The organism is Shewanella xiamenensis (assembly GCF_024971755.1).
GTDB lineage: Bacteria > Pseudomonadota > Gammaproteobacteria > Enterobacterales > Shewanellaceae > Shewanella > Shewanella xiamenensis.
The window spans coordinates 4,397,821-4,422,070 of the sequence record NZ_CP079718.1 but is presented as its reverse complement, the minus strand read 5'-3'; the positions used below and the strand labels follow the sequence as shown (position 1 = coordinate 4,422,070).

The window sequence follows — 24,250 nt, the reverse complement described above, 5'->3', positions numbered from 1 at the left end:
GGATTAAACTCCGCGCTGCCAGCGTAGTGGTTTGACTTTCATCCCGTCGGATAATTGGGATACACCTGCACTGACAATTAAATCGCCATTATTAATACCGCCAAGCACTTCAACCCCTTCACTGGTGACTCGGCCTAAGGTGACAGCAGCGGGTTTCACTTCGCCCGATTGCGTTTGATAGACCCACACTTGGACTCGGCCATCCTGATCGCGTTTATCGATAGCGGTGACTGGCACTATGGCCGATGCTGCTTGGTCTGGGCTTTTCATTAAGGCCAGGGTTAATTCAGCACTCATCCCTGGAAGTAATTGAATATCCTTGGGTTGTGGTAGGGAAAACACCACTTCATAGGCCTGAGTGCCGGGCGTGACTTGGGTGGAGTACTCCTTGAATTTCGCATCAAACTCCATGCCTGCTAATGCACTAAAACGCACTTTAGCGACAAACTTTTGCTGCTGGATATAAGTGTTTAAACCCGCGGCCATCGACTCGGGTACTTGGATACTTACATCGAGCAAATGGTTGTTTTGTAGGGTTAATATTCCTTGATTAGCCTGCACAATTTGGTGGTTATCCACTAAACGTTTGGCCACAGTGCCACTAAAAGGGGCGATAAGCTTGGTATAACTTAACTGGTCACGGGCGGCAGCTAAGGCGGCTTTGGCCGATTTAAGCTGTGCTTGGGCGCTATCAAACTCGGCTTGGGAGATTAATTTACGCTTTAGGAGTTCAGTTTTACGCTGAAAATCCGCCGCTAACAGTTCATGGTCTGCTTCGCGGGTCATTAAATTGTTATAGGCATCCCTGTCGTCCAGTTTAGCCAATAGGCTACCTTGGTTAACACTTTGCCCCTCTACCAGCGCCAACTCTGTAAGTTGCCCAGAAATGCGAAAGGACAATTCTGCACGACTATTGGCGCTCACCCGCGCGGGGAAGGTTCTAAAATCTCCGCCCTCGAGTTTGGCAACCTCAAACAGTTTTACGGGTCTGATGACACTCGCCTGTACCGAGCTTTCCGCTGGCGTGCAGGCTGTAAGCAGGGCTGGCAATAACGCCGCCAAGGGAATAAGTCGATAAGCTTTCATGGTGGAGAGTCCTCAATAACAATTTATCAGCATTTCAGGGGCGCGAAGATATCAGCTAAAGTTGTTGCAATAAACGGGATACTTTGGGATTATCAATCCCACATAATGAGATTGATATTAAGTTAAAAATGAAGACAGAGGACCTCGCGTTATTTCACCGAATCGCTGAAACCGGCAGTTTGATTGAAGCGGCGGATTTGCTTAACTTACCAAAATCGACCGTGAGTCGGCGTTTACAGGCATTGGAAGATGAGCTGAATATCAAGCTATTCCACCGACAGAGCCGCTCGATGACGCTGACCTCGGCTGGAAGCCATTTTTACCAACGTTCACAGAATATCTTGGCGCAGCTCGATGAAACTCTGTTTGAGATGATTAACGAAGATGCTGAGATCAGTGGCCATCTCCGCATTCAAATGTTTCCTATCCACAGTATGAATGTGTTGATGCAAGCCATTTTTCGTTTTATGGATCTGCATCCCAAGCTCACGGTTGAAGTGATTAGTAGCGCAGAATCTGTTGATATGGTGAAGAATAATCTCGATGTAGCCTTTGTGGTCGAACCCGCATTAGATACCTTAGATTTAGTGGTGCGGCCGATATTCACCACGGATTTGCGTTTTTATGCCAGTCCCCAATACCTAGTGCAACATGGTATGCCGCAGACTCCACAGGAGATTGAGTCCCATAATGTGGCTTTATTTAGGCTCTCAAATGGCAAGATCTTTAATGAGTTATGGATTGGTGCAGAACAGGAAGTTCGGGTTCGGGGGAATTTCTGCTCCAACAGTGTCGAGGTCGCGGTAGAGTTTGCTCTGCAAGGGCGCGGCATTGTGTATGCGCCTGCGGAAGTTGTGGCTGATTTTGTGGCTTCAGGGCAGCTAATTACCCTGTTACCTGAGATAGAGTCCCATCCTGGCGAATACTATTTGGCCTACCCATCAAGGCGTTATGTAAGCTTGGCCAGCAGACGCTTTATCGACTTTATTATTAAAGAACTGGCGCCGAAAGGTGTACCAACTAATCTCAGCACGCAAAGTGTGCGCCGAGTTTGTAAGGCATCGGAGGAGCCCTTCCCACCCAATGATGTGCGTTTTAGCCTAAAAAGCACAGCCTAAATAGCGTCGGCGGTCGTGACCTTGGTCGGCTCGCAAATCCGCTGCGCTAAGTAATAACAGGCAATCCCCATCAAGAGGTTGGTGATGGGGAGCGCGAGTAATAAGCCTTTTACGCCATCAATATAAGATCCCAGCGCCGCCAGTGGCAGCATCAATAGCACTAAGCGGCACAGGTTAATCACTAACGAACTCATCGGCCTATGGTACGCATTAAGCGCCGTGGCAAAGATAATCACAATTCCCAGCGGGCCGTAGGCGCAGGGTAGCACCAGAATATAAAAACTTAACCACTCTAGCACCTGCGGATCGGTACTAAATAAATTCGCGAGTGGCTGGGCCAAAAACGCCAGCGGAATATAAAGTAAGGTTTGGAATACAAAGATAAATTTAAGCGATAGCAGCAAAGCCTGCTTCGCCCTTTGGGGTTGGCCAGCACCGAGATTTTGCGCAATAAACGGCATGAGACTCGATGATAATGCCATCACCACAATCAACAGCACCGATTCTAAGCGTGTGCCCGCACCAAACGCTGCCACCGCGCTGTGATCGATATGGGCCAGCATCGCCATAATCACCGCATTGGCGAGCGGATTGATTAAATTCATCAAGGCCGCAGGCTGGGCAATATGGGCAAGTTTACTCCAGTTGGCACGCATTCTATCGATATCAAATACCGCCCGCTCAAGCATTCGCCGCTTGATGATCAGCAAATACCCCGAGAGCGACAACGCGACAAGCCATGAGAACAGGGTTGCAATCGCTGCGCCTTGGATCTCTAAACGGGGAAAAGGCCCAATACCGAAGATAAGCAAAGGATCGAGGATTAAGTTAATCAGCGCCGCCAGCATCATAATCATCGCTGGTGAGCGAGTGTCGCCCGTGGAGCGTAAGCCTTGGTTGCCCACCATCAATAACACCAACAGCGGCGCGCCCACATACCAATACATCATATAGTCATGAATGAGTGGCAAGCTGGTTTCATTGGCGCCAAGTAAACTAAACAGTGGCTCGATAAAAATACTGCCAAGGGCGGATAAACTGGCGATAAGGATAAAGGTCAGCAGCAGCGCATCGTGCAAAAACACCTTGGCACGTGGCGCATTACCCGAGCCAATCAGCCTGCCAAGGTTAGTAGAAACGCCTGCACCAATCCCAATAGCAATGCTGGAAATAATTAACGTTACCGGAAAGGTAAAACTGATTGCAGCTAAAGGCTCTGTCCCTAATTGGCTGATAAAAAAAGTGTCAGCGAGGCTAAAACCTAGAATGGTCATAATGCCAATCAAGTTAGGGAGGCTCATGTTGAGCAGTACACGACCAATTGGCGCGCTAAGCAGCCCGTGTCTGTCTTTCATGGGGAAAATAGTGCCTTGTTTGCGAGCGGAGGCGAGATTCTAGCAGGATTGTGCCCGCTTGAAAAAACCGACATCAAAAATTTGAATTTTTTTTTGTAAAGGCACTTGGATCTGGCAGGGGTTAACCCCATATCACACACATCAAAGGGGAAGGCGGAAATGCCTCCTCTTTTTCATCACAAAATCGCCTCGATTGTTGGGCATTAAATCATTAGGAGAGTTCATAGATGAATATTCGTCCATTACATGACCGCGTAATCGTTAAGCGTTTAGAAGTTGAATCAACTTCTGCGGGTGGCATTGTATTAACAGGCAGCGCCGCCGAAAAATCGACTCGCGGGGAAGTCCTTGCAGTAGGTAATGGCCGTATTTTAGAAAACGGCACTGTAAGACCTCTGGATGTGAAAGTGGGTGATGTAGTGATCTTCAATGAAGGTTACGGTGTTAAGAAAGAAAAAATCGACGGTCAAGAAGTCTTGATCCTGTCGGAAGCTGACCTGATGGCCATCGTAGGTTAATCCACGACATCAATTCGACATTCCAATTAATCATTAAAAATGTAAAGGATATTCAATATGGCAGCTAAAGAAGTTGTATTTGGTAACGACGCACGCGTAAAAATGCTGGCTGGTGTAAACATTCTCGCGAACGCAGTTAAAGTGACCTTAGGCCCTAAAGGCCGTAACGTGGTATTAGACAAGAGCTTTGGCTCACCACTGATCACTAAAGACGGTGTGTCTGTTGCAAAAGAAATCGAATTAGAAGACAAATTCGAAAACATGGGCGCGCAAATGGTGAAAGAAGTTGCTTCTAAAGCCAACGACGCCGCCGGTGATGGTACCACTACTGCAACTGTTCTGGCACAAGCCATTGTCACTGAAGGCTTAAAAGCCGTTGCAGCGGGTATGAACCCAATGGACTTAAAGCGCGGTATCGATAAAGCCGTGATTGCCGCCGTTGCTGAACTGAAAAACCTTTCTCAAGATTGCGCTGACTCAAAAGCGATCGCTCAAGTTGGTACTATCTCTGCAAACTCTGACGAGTCAATCGGCCAAATCATTGCCACAGCAATGGAAAAAGTCGGTAAAGAAGGCGTGATCACCGTTGAAGAAGGTCAAGCACTGGAAAACGAACTGGACGTAGTAGAAGGTATGCAGTTCGACCGTGGTTACCTGTCTCCATACTTCATCAACAAGCCAGAAACCGGCAGCGTTGAATTAGATCACCCATTCGTACTGTTAGTAGACAAGAAAATCTCTAACATCCGCGAACTGTTACCTATCCTTGAAGGTCTGGCAAAAACCGGTAAGCCATTACTGATCGTTGCCGAAGACGTTGAAGGTGAAGCCTTAGCTACGCTAGTTGTCAACAACATGCGCGGTATCGTGAAAGTGGCAGCGGTTAAAGCCCCAGGCTTTGGTGACCGTCGTAAAGCCATGCTGCAAGACGTAGCGATTTTAACTGGCGGTACTGTTATCGCTGAAGAAATCGGCCTAGAGCTTGAAAAAGCAACCCTAGAAGATTTAGGTACTGCTAAGCGTGTTGTGATCACTAAAGACAACACCACCATCATCGATGGTAACGGTGAACAAGCGCAAATCGAAGCGCGCGTAAGCCAAATCAAGCAACAAATCGAAGAATCAACTTCAGACTACGACAAAGAAAAACTGCAAGAGCGTATGGCTAAATTAGCTGGCGGTGTTGCGGTAATTAAAGTCGGTGCAGCGACCGAAGTTGAAATGAAAGAGAAAAAAGCTCGCGTAGAAGACGCACTGCACGCAACTCGTGCTGCGGTTGAAGAAGGTGTGGTACCTGGCGGCGGTGTTGCTCTGGTACGTGTAGCTTCTAAGATTGCTGACGTTGAAGTAGCTAACGAAGACCAAAAACACGGTGTGGTTATTGCCCTACGTGCAATGGAAGCGCCACTACGTCAAATCGCGACCAACGCAGGTGAAGAAGCCTCAGTTGTGGCGAACAACGTTAAAAACGGCAGCGGTAACTACGGTTACAACGCGGGCAACGACACCTACGGTGACATGTTAGAAATGGGTATTCTTGACCCAACTAAAGTAACCCGTAGCGCACTGCAATTCGCAGCGTCTATCGCAGGCCTAATGATCACCACCGAAGCAATGGTAGCTGAACTGCCAAAAGCTGATGCGCCAGATATGGGCGGCATGGGTGGTATGGGCGGTATGGGCGGCATGATGTGATCCTAGCTGGTTAAAATCGTTTATAGCTGCGTTACTTTGTTACTCGTGTAGAAAAACACTACACGTCGCAACAAAAAGCCTTGCTCTAAAACGATTTTTCCTGCGCTAGATTAGCAAAAGCATCTGCGGTCTTTAGCTTAATCGCTTAAAACCCAACTTCTCGTAAGAGAAAAATGAAAACCCCGACTCGAGTAACTGAGTCGGGGTTTTGTTTTTTTGCTCTGGTAACTTGGGGAAGCGGCGTTTTTCAAGCTAGGTGTACTTACCTACACTTTTTGGGGTTTAAGCACTAAAAATTGCTTTTAAAGTGTAACATTGTACACTTTTGGTTGGCTTGTCATTATCAACAATCAAAAAGTGTACTTATATACACTTTTTGATTGAATGAGACTGTTATTAAGGCTAAGGTGTATGAAGTTACACTTTTGGAGACGATAATGGCATCACCGCTAAATCAACAATCCCTCGGCTTGTTAATTAAAGAACGAAGGAAAAGTGCTGCTCTTACCCAAGATGTGGCGGCCATGCTGTGCGGCGTAACCAAAAAAACGCTGATCCGAGTTGAAAAGGGTGAGGATGTTTATATCTCAACCGTATTCAAAATCCTTGATGGTCTGGGGATTGATATCGTTTCGGTTCAAACCAGCGACACCGAAACTAACGGCTGGTATTAACCCATGAGTACAGCTAAAACGCTTACGCTAGAGATGCACCTCGGTGATTCAATTATCGGGGAATTATCCTTTGATGCGACGACCGACACCTTTGCCGTGCATTACACCAAAGACTGGCAGCAAAGTGGATTTCCACTATCCCCAACGATTCCTTTAGATGGCACAGGAACGAGCAATCAAATATCAATGTTTTTGGTCAACTTATTGCCAGAAAACAAAGGATTAGATTATCTGATTGAATCGCTTGGCGTCTCTAAGGGGAATACCTTTGCCTTGATCCGCGCCATTGGTCTCGATACCGCAGGTGCCATCGCTTTCGTTCCTAAAGGGGCTTTACTGCCTGAAACACAATTGCGGCCAATTAAGGCTGAAGAAGTTATTCAACGCATTGAAGATCCCACAATGTGGCCGATGGAAATTTGGGACGGCAAACCTCGACTATCGGTAGCGGGTGTTCAACCTAAATTAAACCTGTTTTATAACGGGAAAGAATTTGCCTTTGCCGAAGGTACGCTGTCATCGACCCACATAGTTAAATTCGAAAAATATCATCATTTAGTGATCAATGAATTTATAACGATGCGTTTAGCCAAAGTGATTGGAATGAATGTGGCGAATGTCGATATTGTTCATTTTGGCAGTTACAAAGCCCTTTGTGTTGAACGCTTTGACAGACGTTATATACCAAGCGAGCAAAGAGTGTTAAGAAGGCATATTGTCGATAGCTGCCAAGCACTTGGTTTTAGTGTAAGCAAAAAATATGAACGTAATTTCGGTACGGGGCGCGATGTTAAAGATATTCGTGAAGGGGTAAGTTTTAACAGGCTATTTAGTCTTGCTGAAAAATGCGGTAATCCCGTGGCTGCTAAGCAAGACATGTTGCAATGGACGCTATTCAATTTACTGACCGGCAATGCCGATGCACACGGTAAAAACTACTCATTTTTTATGACGCCAAGCGGAATGGAGCCAACGCCTTGGTACGATTTGGTCAACGTGGCTATGTATGAGGATTTTGAACAACAGCTTGCGATGGCTATTGATGACGAATTTGAGCCAAATAGCATTTACGCCTATCAATTAGCCGCGTTTATGGATGGCTTGGGTTTACCAAGAAACTTATTAATCAGTAACTTAACGAGAATGGCGCGAAGAATACCGCAGGCAATAGCGGAGGTGATTTTAATGCTCCCGCCCCTTGATGAAGATGAAGCATCATTTGTGGCGCATTACAAAACCCAGTTACTAGCGAGATGTGAACGTTACCTTGGTTTTGTTGACGAGGTCAGGGATGTGGAAGTGTAGCTCTAGCTACAGCTTATGACACAGCGGTAATTTCGTTGGAGGGAGAACTTCTTTAGCCTTGGCGTCGGCTGTTAAACTCAAAAGAGTTATGGATGTCCTATCTTTGGCAACTCCGAGGGGAGGGTGAACTTCTGTAGCCTTGGCGTTGGCTGTTAAACCCAAAAGAGTTATGGATGTCCCATCTTTCGGTTAGACTGTCCCATCTTTCGTTAAACCCAAAAGAGTTATGCCTGTCCTTTTTTTCTGACGGCCTTGCCTAAGTAGGGCTCCAAGTCAACGTCGATGATCGCCCAAGCCCAGCCTTGGTATTCTTTATTCTTTTGCAAGGTAGCCAGATCACTAGCCTTTGGTGGTAACTCCTCACGCTCGGCCAATTCTTCTAAGTACATTTCAACGGCTTCCTTTGCGTTTGATAACGCCTCTTCTAAAGTATCGCCTGCCGAAAAACAGTTAGGTATATCTGGAAACACCACTCCGTAAGCGTGTTTACTGTCGCCAGTCTCAATTGCAATTGGATATAACATTCTTATCACCTTCATTGTGGGTAAGTGATTGTAAAAAGAGTTATAGATGTCCCATCTTTTCTTTGATGTCCCATCTTTTCTTTTTGAATTTTGTGCTGCGCTTTAGATTGGTTAATCCAAGCAGAAATAAAAGTTAAATCAAAGTCGTGGGGCTTCACCCCACACCCGACCAAAAGGGGAAAAGCGCCTGTTCCCCTTTTGGAAATCCCTCGGCGTCCCTAGCGGAGTTGAAAACCCCTTGGGTATTAAGCGTTCTTATGCTATCGCGTCAGACGCTCGTCCCTGATTCGACTGACGCTATCTCGGCATCCATGCCTTGCTCACGCAACGAACACAAATGCCCTGCGGCAACTCCGAGGGGAGGGTGAACTCCTGTAGCCTTGGCGTTGGCTGTTAAACCCAAAAGAGTTATGGATGTCCCATCTTTCGGTTAGACTGTCCCATCTTTCGTTAAACTCAAAAGAGTTATGCCTGTCCTTTTTTTCGAATTTGAACAAAATAGGACATTGACCTTGCTAACCCCGAGGTGACCATATATGTCCCATCTTTGCGCTATATATGCCTCTCAGGTAATATATTGTCTGGGATCTGATTAAGTCTTTTTACTGTTGGTTTTTTAATTCCTAGTTGATGTTTTGCTATTGCCATTTTTATGAATGTTGCTAATAAATTAACATTTTTTTGAGAGGTAAAGCCATATTTATATTCTGACTTTAAACATCTAAGTATATTCAGTAAGTAGTATGAATTCTTATCTTCACTGATTATGCTTTGTTCTATTATTGTTTCCCAGTCTTTTGGTCTTTTTGATATTAAAATTAGATTTAAATAGTGTCTAACTAGATTGTTTGTTTCTATTTCTAATCTATTTTTAATTAATGGCCCCATCTTTTGAGAAAATAACTTATCAACATACCATCCATGTACGTTTGATGGTAATGCATGAACAATTTGATTAAGTTTTTTTTCTGGCTCACCTTTAAAATCATCACTTAAAGTAAAAAATGCTCCTTCAACATCAGCATATCCATGCTGAGCTAATATAGGTGCTAAAGCAACAAGAACATTCGTGAGTAATTTCCAGCTGTTTAAAACTTCATCTAGAAGTTTTTGTCGTAATTCTAAACAAGAATAATCGCTATTTCTTAATGCGACAGCAGCAGCTGATGCGCCTTGCATCAAACGCAGTAACGAATACTCTTCTAGAATAGTATGAAAACTTTGCTTCAAAGGTTTAGATCTATCATAAGTTCTGTCGGCATATTCATCTTTTACTGTGTCAGGCAGGTTTGATCCTACAACATTGTTTGAAACTTCATCCTGCATTAACTTTAATTGTTCATTAGTCGGTTGCCATTTTGCAAAGTCATAAATATTGAAGCCTTCAGGTAAATTGCATTTGTTTTCTACAATTATTCTAATTTTGTGAATGTCATTAATAATTACTTTAAGTGCATCATCTCTTCTTCTATCGATTCCTGTGTAAAACTCAATCAGTTCTGGATAGTGAACATAATTAAAGTTTTCCAATATATACTCTGAAAACTCAGGGTTTTGAAGCATTCGATGTGATGCAAAATAAAATATCCAGTAAGTAAACTTGAAACAAAATTCATTCCCTCTCATTACAATAATGTTATTGGCATACAATACGTCGAAAATTATATGAACATCTAACTCTATTTGATTTTTTTCGCAAAAACTATTTAGATCACGGATAAATCCATCTCTAGTAAAGTAAACTTGTTTGTTTCTAATTATTTGTTCGCAAAAGTAACCTAGTGTAAATTCGGTGTCTTTTAAGTCTGGTCTAGTTTTGTAGTGAGGTATATCGTCAATATTAAATAAAAGATAAAGAACACGTCGGATCATTTCAGTCCGATTAACAGGGCTATCATCAAAACCAATTTCAGAAATTTTCAAAATAGTTAAACAGTTTTGTGGTGTTCTTGGGATGTTTAAAGCATCTAAGTCAGAGACAACTTTGTTGAGAACTCTATTTTCTTCATCAAAGTATATTTCTTTATTGTAGCTATTTACTAGCTGTCTTATTCCTTTACGATCTAGAGCCCAAAGATGAAATTCTTCAAATGATCTAGGTAGATTTATTGATTCAGATAAAAGAGGATTATCAATTTCTGAATACATAACTAGAAGTGCTTTATCATAAAATAAAGAACTAATCTCATCAAGAATACTACTTGCGCATTTTAGTGAAGTAGAAAATTCATCTAATACAATACATTCCACATCATCAATATTTAATCCATATAGTGTTAGTGATTTCTCTACAATTCTATGAATTTCTTTTCGATGAGGTTTTAATTTGCTTGAATCAAGATAAAGCCAATATGACGGGGTTTCTTGATCCCATGCAGATTTAATTAGATAGTGAGCTAGAGATGTTGCTCCATATTGCTGTCTGGCCTTAATAATAACTGATCTAGGTCTTTTTATAATATCTAGAATATCAACTCTAGTGCTACATTGACCTGCAGTATTATCCTCCGGTTCAGTATGTAAGATTGGTGTTACCCAAATATTTTTTAATGTAGTAAAAGAGCTTAATGCATTTTCAAGGTTATTTTTTAATTGTTGATTAATTAAAGCTTTTTGTAAATCAGTTAGATTTGATTTAATGCTGATTTTTTTTGAATATTTTTTTCATCATTAATAACAATAGGGGTGTCAAACAATTCTTGTAAATGGCTAGAGCTTATAGCATAGTTTTCATCTTCGCCAACCTGTAAGTTAATTATTCCTACAACACCATTACTTTCTTCGCAAATAACTGGAGAACCACTGTATCCTTCGCATATACTTTCATTTGGGTACAGTTTAATTGATCTTATAATTTTTGATTCTTGTGTGGTAATTTCAATATCATGTTTAGTTATTATATTGTTTATAGTTTCTTTTTTGCAATCGTCTAGTAGCCTTGAATAACCGATAACTTTAACAAGCTTTGGTTTTTTTAATGAAATTTCAAATGCTTTTCTATTTAACCCTTCTACGAATAGAATCGCTAAATCTAATCCTTCTGAATATGTGTTTGATATTATTCTTGGTTTTAAACCATCAACTAAGATTGATTCTCCACAGTTTTTTATGACATGCCCGCAAGTGGCAATGTAAGAGCCAGAGTCATTTGTTTTTATGACAAATCCAGTGCCTAATGTATTTTCACTCTGATTTGAAATTCTTAATACGGAATTCTGCATCTGACTACCTCAACGTTATTTCTATTTGTAAATGCGCTTCAGTTGAGCTTTTTGCAATAAAGAAATTACCTTCAATACCCAACTTTACACCTAAAGTAACTTTTGTCTCGCTTATATTGACTTCTTTGTTCAATTCCTTATATGTGTTGGATATAGGTTTTATTACTCTTGACAAAATTTCTTGGATCTCTTGAATAGAACTGTCAACTATTTTAGTTGAGGATATTTCTCTTGCTTGTTTTTCATTTATCTCAATTTCCACTTCCAAACCGTCATTCAACTTTACTATTTTTAACATGGTATATTCCATCAAGTTATTTGTTATATAATTTAATAAGTGTTTTGAGAAAAAAATATTTAATTTTTGTAGAAGTCGTCATATCTAATATCCGTGCGAGATTTATTGAATTTTTTTCCTAAAGTAGAGTAGGTATATTTATAATGTTAAAAAGGTCTAATTAGCGACCCGTTATTAAATTTTCTCATCTTGGTAGGCGCATTATCGGCATCAATAAACACCGCAATTTTTTCTTTATTCTGCATGTGGGTTCCAACGAATGTGGTTGTTTTACTCATTCATAAGCACGCTACCGCCCATGGCACTTGCTACCAGAAAGCACATAGATGATAAATTTTAATAAAAACAATAATAAAGCTATCAGCTTGTGGTTGGTGAAACCTTAAACTGAATCACAATTGGTACTGAGGGGGAGCATCTTTAAGGAGAGGTGTAGAATGCTTGTCCTTGCCTTGTTCGCTTTGTCGCGCGGATCTTCCCTGACTCATTTTATCGCCATTTTAGTCAACGAATTTATCGTTAACACTAAATAGGCATTGATTAAGTAACATCTTAAGCATTGTTTATTAATCAAAATTTAACTTAGCGTACAGCATATGATGAACAGCGGCAATAGTGACCTGTTGCCAAGGAAAAGTTATCTCTTGGATTTTAAACGAACCCCGATTGTTAATTTTCTAAAGATATAGAAGGAATCACTCTGCTAGTTTTGCATTAGCCCAAAATGGAACATTCATTTGTTTTTCAGTAAATCGCAGACAACACCAAAGTGACAGAAGTTCACGAGTGTCTGACGCGATAGCATAAGAACGCTTACTCCGTTAGGGGCGTTTTGGAGCATCCAAGGGCGAAGGCCAACGGCCGTTTTGAGCGCGAGATAGGGATATCGAGCTGGTAGTTTAACATGGACGTTTTTGATAGGACGAGCAGTCCTCCTTGGTCGACTCTTTATTAAAAAATCAGGGGTTGAAGCCCCACGACGTTAACTCCCCTTGGCCATAAGGCCACAAACCATCTCCCTTTTCTAATCAATGGCTTGAAATTTTACTGCTTGCTAATACAAGTCACTTCTCTTGAGCTTTTGACTCAATTGTATTGAATGTAAACCTCGATAAGCATTGATGTAACTTAATGTTATCTGAATGGCTAAGTTCAATGACAGTCGTCGTGATGAACACTAACTGAAGAGAATAACGGATGTTGCTGCGAGTGATTTATTCGGCGGGTGTGCTGATGCTTTTGTTGCCGGCGGTCACCCACGCCGATGAGAGCAATAAATTATTGAATATGTGCAAGGCCTGCCATGGCGAGTCTGGCATGAGCCGTTTTGAACATATTCCGAATATCGGATGGCAAAACTCGGATTATCTGTTGAAGCAGCTTCGAGCCTTTAAGGCTGGCACGCGCCAAGATCCCACTATGACTAAAGTCGCTCAGTTATTGAGTGAGGCGGATATGCAGCAGATGGCGGAATACTTTTACCTCGGAAAGGATAAATAACATGGATCTTAATCGTCGAGTTTTTATAAAAGGTGCGGTAGCGACGTCGGTGTTATCCGCGCTGCCGGTTAAGTGGGTATTTGCCGATAAGCTGCCTGCTGGGGTGAGTGCTTTGGATATTTCGGCATTAACCTGGACTAAGGCTGAGGACTTACCGAGTTATTTCAAAGTATTAAACACTAATCCGCTAAATGCGTATCCGCCAGAGCATATGCTTGCGCCTGCGGTGACGCCTGCCGATGTTTCGTTTATCCGCTGGAATGGCATAGTGCCTGACTTTAAAACGCTGGATGCTAAAACCTGGACTTTTAACGTGGATGGCGAGTCGGTCATCACCCCTAAAAGCTACACCATTGATGAGTTAAAGCGCCGCTTTAAACATCACACCTTACAGCTATTGATTGAATGTGGCGGTAATAGTCGCGCTGGCTTTTTCCCGAGCACTAAGGGCAATCAGTGGAATAACTCGGCGGTATTTTGTTCTGAGTGGACAGGGGTGTTGGTGAGCGATGTGCTTAAGGATTGTGGTGTTAAAGCCGATGCGGTTTACACCGGCCACCACGGGGCTGATTTGCATTTGAGCGGAAAAGGTGAGGCGATTTCCCGCGGTGTTCCTATCAAGGCGGCGCTCGAAGAGCTTGGGCTAATCGCATGGTCGATGAATGGTGAGGATATTCCTTACCTGCATGGTTATCCCCTACGTATCGTATTTGGTGGCCGGCCAGGCTCGGTTTCGCAAAAAGCGGCAACGGGGATCAGTGTGCGTAATAAAGTCCACGACGGACATAAAATGGAAGCGCCAGCGTATCAAGTGCCAAAATATCCCATTGCACCCGGCGAGACGGTTGCTGAAAAAGACTATCGAATTATTGAAGAAATGATCGTGAAGTCTTTGATCACTCAACCGCAATCCGGCACTGAACTCGCTCAAGGGCAAAAACTGACGGTTGCGGGCCATGCGTGGGCGGGCGTGCGCGAAGTGGTGAAGGTGGAAGTGAGTTACGATTATGGCACCCGTTGGTTTGTCGCGGAGCTACAAAAACCGAAAAACGCCACCGCATGGCAGCAATGGAGCATTGAGTTGCAGCTGCCAACACAGGGCTATTACGAAATCTGGGCCAAAGCGACCGATAGCGAAGGTGATAGCCAACCGGTTGTACAGCCACAATGGAACCCAAAGGGATATATGTTTAATGGTTGCCACCGTATTGCCGTCAGGGTGGTGTGATGAGAGCGCATGTCAATAAGCTGATCATGTGTGGGCTGCTTTTCACTGGGGCGTCGTTTGCCACCGAGTATCCCGTGGACCCTCAATCGGGCCTTATTATGGCGCCCGGTTGGGAGTTGGTTAATTATCAATGTAATGCCTGTCACACCAGTATGATTGTTACCCAAAATCGCGGTGATAAAGCCTTTTGGAAAGAAACCTTGCAGTGGATGGTGGATACTCAAGGCTTATGGGATTTGTCGGATACGTGGGAGCCGACGTTGAGCTACCTCAGTAGCTATTATGGTCAGGCTGAAATGGATATGACCCTCTTTAGGCGTTTGCCCCTTGACGCAAGCCAGTTACCACCGCCAGCTAAACCTGCCGCTAAGGGATCTCAATGAAAACGTTTATCGTCAGTTTGCTTGTCCTGTGCGGCTTATCCACAGCGGTTTATGCCGAAGGTTATCAAGCCGATATCGAGCGAGGTAAGGCACTGGCCACGGCTCAATGTGAGTCATGCCATGGGCTGGCGATGATCGCCATGGCTAAGCAATTCCCCAATTTAAGGTGGCAAAAACCGGCTTACCTGAATAAGCAGTTAGTCGATTTCAAAGCGGGCTTACGCCTCGATCCGTTAATGCAATCACAGGTCAGTGCGTTGACTGCCGAGCAATTACAGGATGTGGCGCTGTTTTATAGTCAGCAAGAGATCCCCAACCTCAGTGCAAAATAGTGCGGCTAGCCGTTTGCTTGCTGACAAGAGTAAGTTAAGCGGTTAGCATCATGGTCATCGGCTTATAGCGACTACATTGCTGGGAATAGCGTTGATAGTAATGGCTTTGATTGGAGTGGCGTTGATGGTAATGGCATTGATAAATCGCAGAAAAATAGCATCTCTTATTGGCGTTCTGGTGTTATTGCCAGCATGGGGATATGCCCAGCAAGCGCCAGAGGTGAGCGAAGCTAATCACTGTCAGCCTGTCAGCGGCTCTGAACAACATTCAGGACAGTGTGAGCACCGCGCGAATAATACCGTCTACGATAAATTTGATGGCGTGGTATACCGTGGCGTCATCGATGCTAAGCCCGTCACGCTGGAAATAATTGGTCAAGGCAACCGCTATCGTATGACCGTTGATGGCCTTGTAACATTTGGTGAATTGAATACCGAGCGCGGCTTTGAGCAGGATGAAAACGCTTCGCTCTTTATCCTTAACTGGCAACAACCGGAAGCAGAACAGATAAAGTTTGTTAAATTATCCAAAGACCATTCAGTACTGGTGCGGGTTGATGCCAATGGCCAGCTCGATAACACCGCAATCCTGCATACGCGATAAAATGAGTCATTGTTGTTGCGAGCGCTTGATTACAAATCAGGGGATGAAGCAGCGATTTTGATTGAGTGTATGGCTCAGAGAGATTGCTAAACATTCCCCGGTAAACACCGGGGAATGTTTAGCAAGTACAACAGCTTGAATTAAAACTGATAATTCACACTCAGGTTGAAATAACGCCCAGGTTGGGTGAAATCGTCCTTTTGTAAGTTCATGGTGCTATTGAGTAAGAACACGGATTGGCCAGCCACATCGGCGTAGTCAACATATTCCTTATCAAACAGGTTATACACCCCAGCACGCAGATGCAGATTGTCGGTAACGTGCAGGCCCATGGTTAAGTCAAACACGGCGTAACCGGCGGTGTTGTAGACTTCGTTAAAGCTTTCTTTAGGAATACATTGGCCCATCACGCAAATATCATCGATGGTCAGGTTGATATCGTGGGTGCGATCCATCTTATCTGCCCAGCGGATCACTGCGCCAATATCGGTTTCCATTCCACCAATATCGCTATACCAATTCACCCCTAGGTTGCCTTTTAGCGGGCTAACGCTGTTAAGGTATTGACCGTTTTCATCGGTTCCATGGGTATAAGCGATATTGCCCCATAGCTCGATAGAATCTGTCAGCCAATGGTTGGCTTGGGCCTCTGCGCCGTAGAGGGTCACTTGATCGCGGTTGAAGTACTGGTATTTGAACTCCATGGGCTGCATCACCGGACCAAACACTGGCGGTTTAAAGCTGACATATTGCCAGTCAATAAAGTCGACCGCGTGGGTGTAGAAGGTGGTGAGTTCATATTGAGTATCTGCATGATTGCCGCGGATACCCAGTTCCCAGGTGTGGGATTGCTCAGACTTTAAGTCATAGTTGGCTTGAATGATCACATCGGTCATCGAGCCACCATCGACTTCTAACTCACCCCATTTTTGATCGGGCGTAGGCATTTTATAGCCATAGGCATATTGGGCGTAGGCACTCACTTTGTCGGTAAGTTTATAAACGAGGCCTAGTTTAGGCGACCAAAAGGTGTCGCTCATTACCGCAAAGTCGGCGGGATCTTTACCAGCTTCCATCGCTTGTTGTTGGTCGGGGCTGTTACGGAAATAGTCATAACGTAGGCCGCCAATCAGGTTTAAATCACCATTTAACAGGGTGATATCGTCCTGCAAAAATAGCCCTAAACGGTTGCTATCGGTATCGGCAAAGGTAAAGGGGGTTTCGGTTTGCCAATCACCGCCGCTGCTAGCGATATTGTTGTTGCGATGGCGCATCATTTTGGACCATTCATAGTCCATACCGTAGGTGAGCTGATGGCCGTATCCCTCTGCGCCTAGGTATTTACTAAAGGTACTGGTTAATCCAAGCCGTTGATCTTTAAATTTATAGTCGCGATATTCGGTAAGTGGGCGATCTAGTTTGAGTAAATCAAAGTAATCGCGATGTTCGAGTTGCTCCGTTTGGCCAAAATAGGCGGTAACGGTCAAATCATCGTGTAAATACGTGGCTTTATCGGAGCGCAATTGCAGGGCGCCGTTGATCACTTGGGTATCGCGATCGGTATCAATCCGTTGCTGCGGCACTTGGGCACGATTAAGTTTATCTTCCCAGCGTTCTAGCGTTTGCTCTAGATAGTCGAGGGTGAGCTGCACCGTGGTGTGCTCATTAAAGCGGTATTTGCTCTTGAAGAGCAGGCTGTCCTGTAACAGATCGCTTTCAGGCTGAGTATCAAAGTAGTTAGGTAACTCTTCGCCTTTGCGATGCTGATAGGTGAGCAAATTCTCAAAATCGCTATAGGCCGCTGCGCTGGTAAAACCGCCGGAGTATTCGTTATTGATACCTGTGTAACCCGCATTGAGCGACACATAATAATCTTCGCCCCGCAGGTAGTCGCTGGCATCTTTGGTGCGCATCACGACTACGCCACCGAGGGCGTCTGAGCCGTACATAGTGGATGCTGCGGCTTTAACTACTTCAATTTGCTTAAGACTTTGCACTTCGGTTAAACCACGGCCTGTGCCTTCAGCACCAGGGCCTAACGGCGAAGCATACTGGTTATTTACCCGTACGCCATCTTTTACCATCATGACTCGGTTGCCGCCGATGCCGCGAATGGTCACTGAGGTCGGTTTGCCCGCGCCGCCCTTGATATCGACAGCCGATTCGTTACGGAACAGGCTACCAAAATCATTGCTCATATTACGTTCGATGGCTTGTTCATCTATCACCAAAATAGATCCTGCCACCTGTTCAATTTTTTGTTCCATACGGGAACCTGATACCACAATTACTTCTTGAATAAGTGGTTTAGATTGTTCGTCTGCCCAAGCGGGCAATGCACTTGCGACGGCAAGGGCACATAGACTGAGCGGCAATGGTTTCATCAATCACCTTTTTATAAATGAGAATTGTTCTTACCTTGAATATGCGCGATAGCTTATATGGAATTTACCTTGAGGTCAGGTTTTAATTGTCATAATGTGATCGATGCAAAGCCTGTGAATGATGTTTTTAAAGGGAATTATCTATTGAGCCAGTTAACCTTGTCAGAGTGTAGAGTAAAAGGATTGTCAGATGAACGATGAGAAATATGAAAAAGGGCTTAAGGTGCGACGCGCTGTGATGGGGGACAGTTTTGTCGATAAGGCCCTTAGCAGCGCAACGGATTTTACCCAGCCATTACAGGCGTTAGTGACTGCCAATTGTTGGGGGGAAGTGTGGTCCCGCGAGGGATTACCGCTGCAAACCCGCAGTTTAATCACAATCGCAATTTTAGCAGCACTAAAAGCGCCGACTGAGTTAAAAGGTCATGTTCGCGGTGCCTTGCGTAATGGTTGCACAGTTGCAGAAATACAAGAAGTACTCTTACATTCAACCGTTTATTGCGGTATGCCATCGGGCATTGAAGCCTTTAGAGCGGCAAAGGAAGTGATTGAAGAATGGCAAGCTGAGCAGGCTTAAGTTGCTGACAAACTTGGATATCACGCCCTAGTGATCTGAGTCTTATCCTAAGACCTTGATGCCGCGGTTATAGCCGCGGATCGGCCGATTGACTCTCAACTTGGCCGATGACAGTGATATCACTCAAGTTTGATAGTTTGCCCCACTGCTGAATCGTCATCATGCCGGTGATTTCTTGGGCGCTGAAACTTAAGCGTATACCGTCTTTGCGGTATTCCTGCGGCAGATTTTTAGGCAATATTTTTTGGCCGTTGTCGGCGATAACTCCCCAAAAACCCCCTTCTAAATTGAGATATCTTACAGTGCCTTGCAGCATCATACCTTCTCCTTTAGGTGAAATACTTGGCTTGTTAACAACTTTGTCGTCAGTCGCCTGAAGTCGCTCATCCTCGCGCTTATCCATATCGACCGGATTAACCTCTGCTGTACTTGCTTGAGCCGTGCTTGTTTGTGAGGGGCTTTGCGTGGCGGGTTTGTCCATACCCTGCGCATGTTGCGCTTGAGTTTGCTTTTGACAACCCAACAACAGTACGGGCAGAAGTAGTGCAAATAGGCGAATAGGTTGGCGCATCTTGATTCCTTTCAATCACTTTGAGCTATTGATGGCGTGTTACCACACTCTAGCAAATATTGTCCGCGAGGGGCGATAAGGTTTTTATATCTTTGTGTAGCAGTGTCAAAGGGTAGAGATAACGATTTGAAGATAAAGGCAAAGCCAATGCTGCTTTGCCTTTATAAACCGATTGGCTGGGATAAATTACTTTTGTAGCTGCGCTTTAGCGGCTTCAACCTTAGCAAAATCTAAGCCCAGCTCGAGTACCGCTTCTTTAATCAGGGCGGGATTTTGCATTACCAGTGCCATCAGTTGTTGCAGTTTTTCTGGTGGAATGCCGAGCTGACCAATAATGCCCATCGCCATCAGGGGATTATCGGTTAACGCTTGAAAAAGCTCGTTAATTTTTGCATCTGTGACATTGTGTTCTTTTAAGATGGCAATAATCGGATTCATTGCAATACCTTATCAAGGTTAACGGAAAACGGCTGCTATGCTAGCACAGATAGCTAAACCTGTTGGATGAACAATTTTATACCATAGTCATTACCTATAAGTTTAGTACTAGGGGTAATACAGTATGAATTTCGGTAAGCGGCAACTTTCTTAATGCTTTCATAAATTAACCATTGTTAATCTATTTTCGCGATTCCAACCATCGATATTAATCGTTTCAAATAGTTAGAAACCTGTTATTAGACTGCAATCTCGGTTGTGTTAACGGCATATGACAATTTTGCCTTGGAGTAACACAACGATAAGGATTGCTGTATGCCGTTAAACAGCAAGCGGATGGCCCATTGTTAATACAAATCAATGGGCCGAACAGGACGAAACTAGGTAACTATCATGAAAATAAACACCCTTCCTACGCTATCGGCGTTAACTTTGGCTATGTCTCTCGCATTGGGGGCGGGAACGGTCACTGCGCAAGAGCAAGTCACAGGTAATCAATTTTGGTGGCCTGAAAAATTAAATCTCAGTCCATTACGTCAAAATGCGATTGAATCCAATCCCTATGGCAGTGATTATCACTATGCCGAAGCCTTTAAAACCTTAGATCTCGATGCGGTAAAAAAAGATATCAAAGCCTTGATGACCGAGTCTCAAGACTGGTGGCCCGCTGATTATGGTCACTATGGACCTTTCTTTATTCGTATGGCGTGGCATAGCGCGGGCGTATACCGGATTTTTGATGGCCGCGGTGGTGCTGCGGGTGGCCAACAACGCTTTGAACCCTTAAATAGCTGGCCAGATAACGTGAGTTTAGATAAGGCGCGCCGCCTGTTGTGGCCTATCAAGCAAAAATACGGCAGCAAGCTGTCTTGGGGCGACTTGATGGTGCTAACGGGTAACGTGGCATTAGAGTCGATGGGCTTTAAAACCTTTGGTTTTGCGGGTGGTCGTGAAGACGACTGGGAAGCCGAAATGGTCAATTGGGGTTCGGAAAAAGCTTGGCTCGATAGCAAAAGACGCAACGAAAAGGGCGAGTTAGCTAAACCCATGGGCGCGACCCAAATGGGCTTAATTTACGTTAACCCAGAAGGCCCGAACGGAGTGCCAGATCCCTTAGCTTCGGCAAAAGAAATCCGCGATACCTTTGGTCGTATGGCGATGAATGATGAAGAAACCGTTGCCTTAATCGCCGGTGGTCACACCTTTGGTAAGGCGCATGGCGCGCACGATCCCGCAAAATGCGTGGGGGCCGATCCGGCCGCAGCAGGGATTGAAGAGCAAGGTCTCGGTTGGAAAAACAAATGTGGTAAAGGGCACTCTGAAGACACTGTTACCAGTGGTCTGGAAGGGGCTTGGTCATCCAACCCAACTAAATGGACCATGGAATATTTAACTTGGCTGTATACCTTCGATTGGGTACAAACCAAGAGTCCAGCGGGCCATATCCAATGGACGCCAGCCGATGATAAGGCGGCAAATCTGGTGCCTGATGCCCATTTACCGGATAAGCGCCACGCGCCGATTATGTTCACCAGTGATATCGCGTTGAAGGAAGATCCTATTTATCGCGAGATCACCACGCGTTTCCTTAAAAATCCTAAGGAGTTTGAACTAGCCTTCGCTAAGGCGTGGTTTAAGTTAACTCACCGCGATATGGGACCAAAAGCAAGATATTTAGGCGCCGATGTGCCAGCAGAAACGCTGATTTGGCAAGATCCTATTCCAGCCCTTGACCATCCGCTTATTGATAACGCTGATATTAAAGCCTTAGGCAATAAGATATTAGCTTCAGGGTTAACGGTGCCAGAATTGGTGAGAACAGCTTGGGCATCTGCCAGTAGCTTCCGTGGCACCGATATGCGTGGCGGGGCAAATGGCGCGCGCATTCGTTTAGAGCCTATGATGAACTGGCAGGCCAACAATCCAAAAGAGTTAGCTAAAGTATTGGCTAAGCTTGAGAAAGTCCAAAAAGACTTTAATGGTTCGCTCAAGGGCGGCAAAAAAGTCTCCTTAGCGGATGTGATTGTGCTGGGTGGTAGCGTCGCGGTTGAGAAAGCCGCGAAAGAGGCGGGAGTGACGGTTTCGGTGCCATTTACCCCAGGGCGAATGGACGCGACACAAGCACAAACCGATGTGAACTCATTTGCTGTGCTTGAACCTGCGGCCGATGGTTTCCGTAACTATTACTCAAAAGACAGCAGTCTTTCTCCCGCTGAGATGCTGATTGAGCGCGCCAATATGCTTAACCTGACCGTGCCCGAAATGACGGTGCTGGTGGGTGGTTTGCGTGCGTTGGATGCCAATAGTGCTGGCGTTAAACACGGTGTATTTACCGATAAGCCAGGTGTGCTGAGCAATGACTTCTTCGTTAACTTACTCGACATGTCGACTAAGTGGAGCAAGTCGGCCAAACAAGAGGGCATTTACGAAGGACAAGACCGTAAGAGCGGTAAGCTTAAGTGGACAGCAACCCCAGTCGATCTTATCTTCGGCTCTCACTCTGAACTGCGCGCCGTGGCTGAAGTGTATGGTGCACAAGATGGCCAAGACAGATTCGTGCAAGACTTTGTGAAAGCGTGGAATAAAGTCATGAACGCTGATCGCTTCGATATCTAAAGTGAGTGGTTAACCTCAAGCCCATCCGCGCGTTTTCGTCGGGTGGGCTTGTTATTTTTGTGGGTAATCAGTGTTTGAGCGATTGCTGGCTGGCATTCCATTCTGCTTATTTACTCAGTAATATCAATGCCATGATAAATTTTACGCATATTCAGTCGAGTCAATGTTAATCGGGTTGAATACCTAAGGAAGTGGGATGGGGAATAGTGCTACGTACTGGGATAAAACGCTTGTTGTAAAAGGGTTGCGCTACGGTCGTGGCAATGAGCTGCTAGTCGTTGAAGATTGGCAGTTAATGCCGATGCAACATTGGGCTATTTTTGCGACCGACAGTTATAGCGGCTCACTCCTTGGGCGAATATTAGCGGGTGATATACAGCCTGATGAAGGCGAGATATCTGGATTACCGTCGCGAATTGGTTGGGTGTCACTCGGTTTACAACAGGCATTACTTGAACGTGAGCTAGCAAAGGATGAACTCGACTATGGTTCAACGGTCGAGGCCTTAGTGCTGGAATCTTGTCTGCATACTGAACGCTTGAGCGCCTTTTTACAAAAAGTGGAACTCGAACACTTAGCGCAAAGAGGATTTAGACAGTTATCGACTGGTGAAACCCGGCGGGTGATGTTAGCGAGGGCACTGGCAACTGAACCTGAGTTATTGATTTTAGATGACCCCTACGCTGGGTTGGATAGCGAGCATCAACTCAGCCTATCACGGCTGTTAGTTGAAATTGCCGAATATACTCAGTTGCTTATTATCACCTCCCGCCAAGAAGAGTTACCACCCTGTATTAGCCATGTGGCACTGTTTAATAGCGATATGCTCAAATCGGGTCAGCATGTGCATCAACTCAGTGCACCTATGTCGATTGAGCAATGGCATAGTCATCCTGTGATGGCACACTTAAATGCACTTTCCGCCAGCCGCAGTGCCGAGTTATTGGCGTTAATGGAACGCCAACGCCACAATGCCGAAGCCTTTGATCCCTTAGTTGAGATTAAAAATGGCAAGGTGGAATATGTTAGCGGCTTGATTTTTAAAGATGTGAATTGGCGGATTAATGCGGGCCAACATTGGCAAGTGCGGGGGCCAAATGGTTGCGGTAAGAGTACCTTACTCGGGCTGATTTTGGGCGATCATCCCCAATGCTACAGTAACGATATCACCCTCTTTGGGCGTCCACGAGGCAGTGGTGAGAGTATTTGGCAAATAAAACAACGGATTGGAATAGTGTCATCGGCCTTGCATTTGCAATACCGAGTGAGTTGCTCGGCGCTCGATGTCTTGTTATCGGGTTTTTACGATTCTATCGGCCTGTACCATAAACCCACTAAACCTCAGGTCGATTTGGCGAAGGAATGGCTAGCGATACTGCATATGAGTGAGTTTGCCAGTACGGGTTTTAAGCAATTGGATTACGGCCAGCAGCGACTATTGCTTATAGGCAGAGCCTTGATTAAACAGCCGTTATTGTTGATTTTGGATGAACCCTACCAAGGGCTCGACTTTATCAATCGCACTTTGGTGATGCGGGCGCTGAATATGATTGCCGAGCACCATCTTAGCCAATTGCTGTATGTCTCCCATCATAGGGAAGATGCCTTGCCAGCCATTAAAAACTTTGTCGATTTTATCAAGCAGGAAGAAGGGTATTCGGTCGAGATTAGTGAGGGGGCCTATGTGTAACTCGACTTAGCTATCGAACCTAACCTTATCATCATGGTGAGTAAAACTGTGATAACAGCCTCGGTTTAAAAGTGGTAAATGACCATAATAGTTTTTGGCGTACGCCAAAAACTATTTAAAGGGAGCGTCAAGA

At 44.8% G+C, this 24,250-nt stretch carries 22 protein-coding genes; 13 read left to right on the top strand and 9 right to left on the bottom strand.

The genetic code is table 11. From position 1 onward, the window contains the following. Positions 1 to 3 precede the first annotated feature (3 nt). The gene (locus KXJ80_RS20505; RefSeq protein ID WP_088586155.1) at positions 4 to 1,086 is read right to left on the bottom strand and encodes an efflux RND transporter periplasmic adaptor subunit; all 1,083 of its coding nucleotides are present in this window, start codon (positions 1,084 to 1,086) and stop codon (positions 4 to 6) included. Positions 1,087 to 1,214: 128 nt separating this feature from the next. Between KXJ80_RS20505 and KXJ80_RS20500 the strand changes: the two genes are divergently transcribed. Beyond that, positions 1,215 to 2,204 carry a LysR family transcriptional regulator gene (locus KXJ80_RS20500; protein ID WP_218737476.1) on the top strand — a complete coding sequence of 330 codons (990 nt, stop codon included), beginning with the start codon at positions 1,215 to 1,217 and terminating at the stop codon, positions 2,202 to 2,204. Here KXJ80_RS20500 and KXJ80_RS20495 read toward each other — a convergent pair. Further along, positions 2,201 to 3,559, bottom strand: a complete 1,359-nt coding sequence (locus tag KXJ80_RS20495; RefSeq protein ID WP_037414232.1) for an MATE family efflux transporter — start codon at positions 3,557 to 3,559, stop codon at positions 2,201 to 2,203. The two genes, KXJ80_RS20500 and KXJ80_RS20495, sit on opposite strands and share 4 nt — an antisense overlap. Positions 3,560 to 3,786: 227 nt before the next feature. Between KXJ80_RS20495 and KXJ80_RS20490 the strand changes: the two genes are divergently transcribed. The 4 genes from KXJ80_RS20490 to hipA all read left to right on the top strand — a co-directional run bounded on the left by KXJ80_RS20490 (position 3,787) and on the right by hipA (position 7,751). After that, the gene (locus KXJ80_RS20490; RefSeq protein WP_011071021.1) at positions 3,787 to 4,077 is read left to right on the top strand and encodes a co-chaperone GroES; all 291 of its coding nucleotides are present in this window, start codon (positions 3,787 to 3,789) and stop codon (positions 4,075 to 4,077) included. A 57-nt stretch (positions 4,078 to 4,134) separates the two neighbouring features. After that, positions 4,135 to 5,772: a chaperonin GroEL gene (gene groL, locus KXJ80_RS20485; RefSeq protein ID WP_037414230.1), complete on the top strand. Its 1,638-nt coding sequence runs from the start codon at positions 4,135 to 4,137 to the stop codon at positions 5,770 to 5,772. 437 nt (positions 5,773 to 6,209) lie between these two features. After that, positions 6,210 to 6,446 carry a type II toxin-antitoxin system antitoxin HipB gene (gene hipB, locus KXJ80_RS20480; RefSeq protein ID WP_105253052.1) on the top strand — a complete coding sequence of 79 codons (237 nt, stop codon included), beginning with the start codon at positions 6,210 to 6,212 and terminating at the stop codon, positions 6,444 to 6,446. 3 nt (positions 6,447 to 6,449) lie between these two features. Then, entirely contained in the window at positions 6,450 to 7,751 is a 1,302-nt protein-coding gene (hipA, locus tag KXJ80_RS20475; protein WP_218737475.1) for a type II toxin-antitoxin system toxin serine/threonine-protein kinase HipA, read from the top strand. Positions 7,752 to 7,975: 224 nt separating this feature from the next. Here hipA and KXJ80_RS20470 read toward each other — a convergent pair whose 3' ends face one another. The 4 genes from KXJ80_RS20470 to KXJ80_RS20455 all read right to left on the bottom strand — a co-directional run bounded on the left by KXJ80_RS20470 (position 7,976) and on the right by KXJ80_RS20455 (position 11,794). Further along, the gene (locus KXJ80_RS20470; RefSeq protein WP_109287664.1) at positions 7,976 to 8,275 is read right to left on the bottom strand and encodes a type II toxin-antitoxin system HicB family antitoxin; all 300 of its coding nucleotides are present in this window, start codon (positions 8,273 to 8,275) and stop codon (positions 7,976 to 7,978) included. 552 nt (positions 8,276 to 8,827) lie between these two features. Then, a complete protein-coding gene (locus KXJ80_RS20465; protein WP_218737474.1) occupies positions 8,828 to 10,525 on the bottom strand; it encodes a hypothetical protein in 1,698 nt (565 codons plus the stop codon). A 374-nt stretch (positions 10,526 to 10,899) separates the two neighbouring features. After that, complete coding sequence (locus KXJ80_RS20460; RefSeq protein WP_218737473.1) at positions 10,900 to 11,496, bottom strand: S1 family peptidase; 597 nt, start codon at positions 11,494 to 11,496, stop codon at positions 10,900 to 10,902. Between the two features lie 4 nt (positions 11,497 to 11,500). Continuing rightward, a complete protein-coding gene (locus KXJ80_RS20455; RefSeq protein WP_172591712.1) occupies positions 11,501 to 11,794 on the bottom strand; it encodes a CU044_2847 family protein in 294 nt (97 codons plus the stop codon). A 1,197-nt stretch (positions 11,795 to 12,991) separates the two neighbouring features. Here KXJ80_RS20455 and KXJ80_RS20450 point away from each other — a divergent pair. From KXJ80_RS20450 to KXJ80_RS20430, 5 genes are all read left to right on the top strand, one after another. Further along, positions 12,992 to 13,294, top strand: a complete 303-nt coding sequence (locus KXJ80_RS20450; protein WP_037429997.1) for a c-type cytochrome — start codon at positions 12,992 to 12,994, stop codon at positions 13,292 to 13,294. 1 nt (position 13,295) lies between these two features. Beyond that, on the top strand, positions 13,296 to 14,522 hold the full coding sequence (locus KXJ80_RS20445; RefSeq protein ID WP_218737471.1) for a sulfite oxidase: 1,227 nt from the start codon (positions 13,296 to 13,298) through the stop codon (positions 14,520 to 14,522). Next, entirely contained in the window at positions 14,522 to 14,905 is a 384-nt protein-coding gene (locus KXJ80_RS20440; protein ID WP_218737470.1) for a cytochrome C, read from the top strand. Before KXJ80_RS20445 ends, KXJ80_RS20440 begins: the two co-directional genes overlap by 1 nt. Then, a complete protein-coding gene (locus tag KXJ80_RS20435) occupies positions 14,902 to 15,237 on the top strand; it encodes a c-type cytochrome (RefSeq protein WP_218737469.1) in 336 nt (111 codons plus the stop codon). The genes KXJ80_RS20440 and KXJ80_RS20435 overlap by 4 nt, the downstream gene beginning before the upstream one ends. A 100-nt stretch (positions 15,238 to 15,337) precedes the next feature. Further along, positions 15,338 to 15,841: a hypothetical protein gene (locus KXJ80_RS20430; RefSeq protein ID WP_256930963.1), complete on the top strand. Its 504-nt coding sequence runs from the start codon at positions 15,338 to 15,340 to the stop codon at positions 15,839 to 15,841. A gap of 140 nt (positions 15,842 to 15,981) precedes the next feature. Here KXJ80_RS20430 and KXJ80_RS20425 read toward each other — a convergent pair whose 3' ends face one another. Beyond that, the gene (locus KXJ80_RS20425) at positions 15,982 to 18,225 is read right to left on the bottom strand and encodes a TonB-dependent hemoglobin/transferrin/lactoferrin family receptor (protein WP_218737468.1); all 2,244 of its coding nucleotides are present in this window, start codon (positions 18,223 to 18,225) and stop codon (positions 15,982 to 15,984) included. 190 nt (positions 18,226 to 18,415) lie between these two features. Here KXJ80_RS20425 and KXJ80_RS20420 point away from each other — a divergent pair, with 190 nt between their 5' ends. Beyond that, on the top strand, positions 18,416 to 18,802 hold the full coding sequence (locus KXJ80_RS20420; RefSeq protein ID WP_069453595.1) for a carboxymuconolactone decarboxylase family protein: 387 nt from the start codon (positions 18,416 to 18,418) through the stop codon (positions 18,800 to 18,802). Positions 18,803 to 18,869: 67 nt separating this feature from the next. Here the strand turns inward: KXJ80_RS20420 and KXJ80_RS20415 are convergent, their stop codons facing one another. Then, positions 18,870 to 19,373, bottom strand: a complete 504-nt coding sequence (locus KXJ80_RS20415) for a hypothetical protein (protein ID WP_218737467.1) — start codon at positions 19,371 to 19,373, stop codon at positions 18,870 to 18,872. 186 nt (positions 19,374 to 19,559) lie between these two features. Next, complete coding sequence (locus KXJ80_RS20410) at positions 19,560 to 19,811, bottom strand: DUF2999 family protein (RefSeq protein ID WP_007650566.1); 252 nt, start codon at positions 19,809 to 19,811, stop codon at positions 19,560 to 19,562. A 393-nt stretch (positions 19,812 to 20,204) separates the two neighbouring features. Here KXJ80_RS20410 and katG point away from each other — a divergent pair, with 393 nt between their 5' ends. Both katG and KXJ80_RS20400 read left to right on the top strand, forming a co-directional pair. After that, positions 20,205 to 22,427 (top strand): catalase/peroxidase HPI, encoded by a 2,223-nt coding sequence (katG, locus tag KXJ80_RS20405; RefSeq protein WP_218737466.1) that lies wholly within the window; start codon positions 20,205 to 20,207, stop codon positions 22,425 to 22,427. Between the two features lie 196 nt (positions 22,428 to 22,623). Further along, positions 22,624 to 24,117, top strand: coding sequence for an ATP-binding cassette domain-containing protein (locus KXJ80_RS20400; protein WP_218737465.1), 1,494 nt, complete (start codon positions 22,624 to 22,626; stop codon positions 24,115 to 24,117). Positions 24,118 to 24,250: the final 133 nt, after the last annotated feature.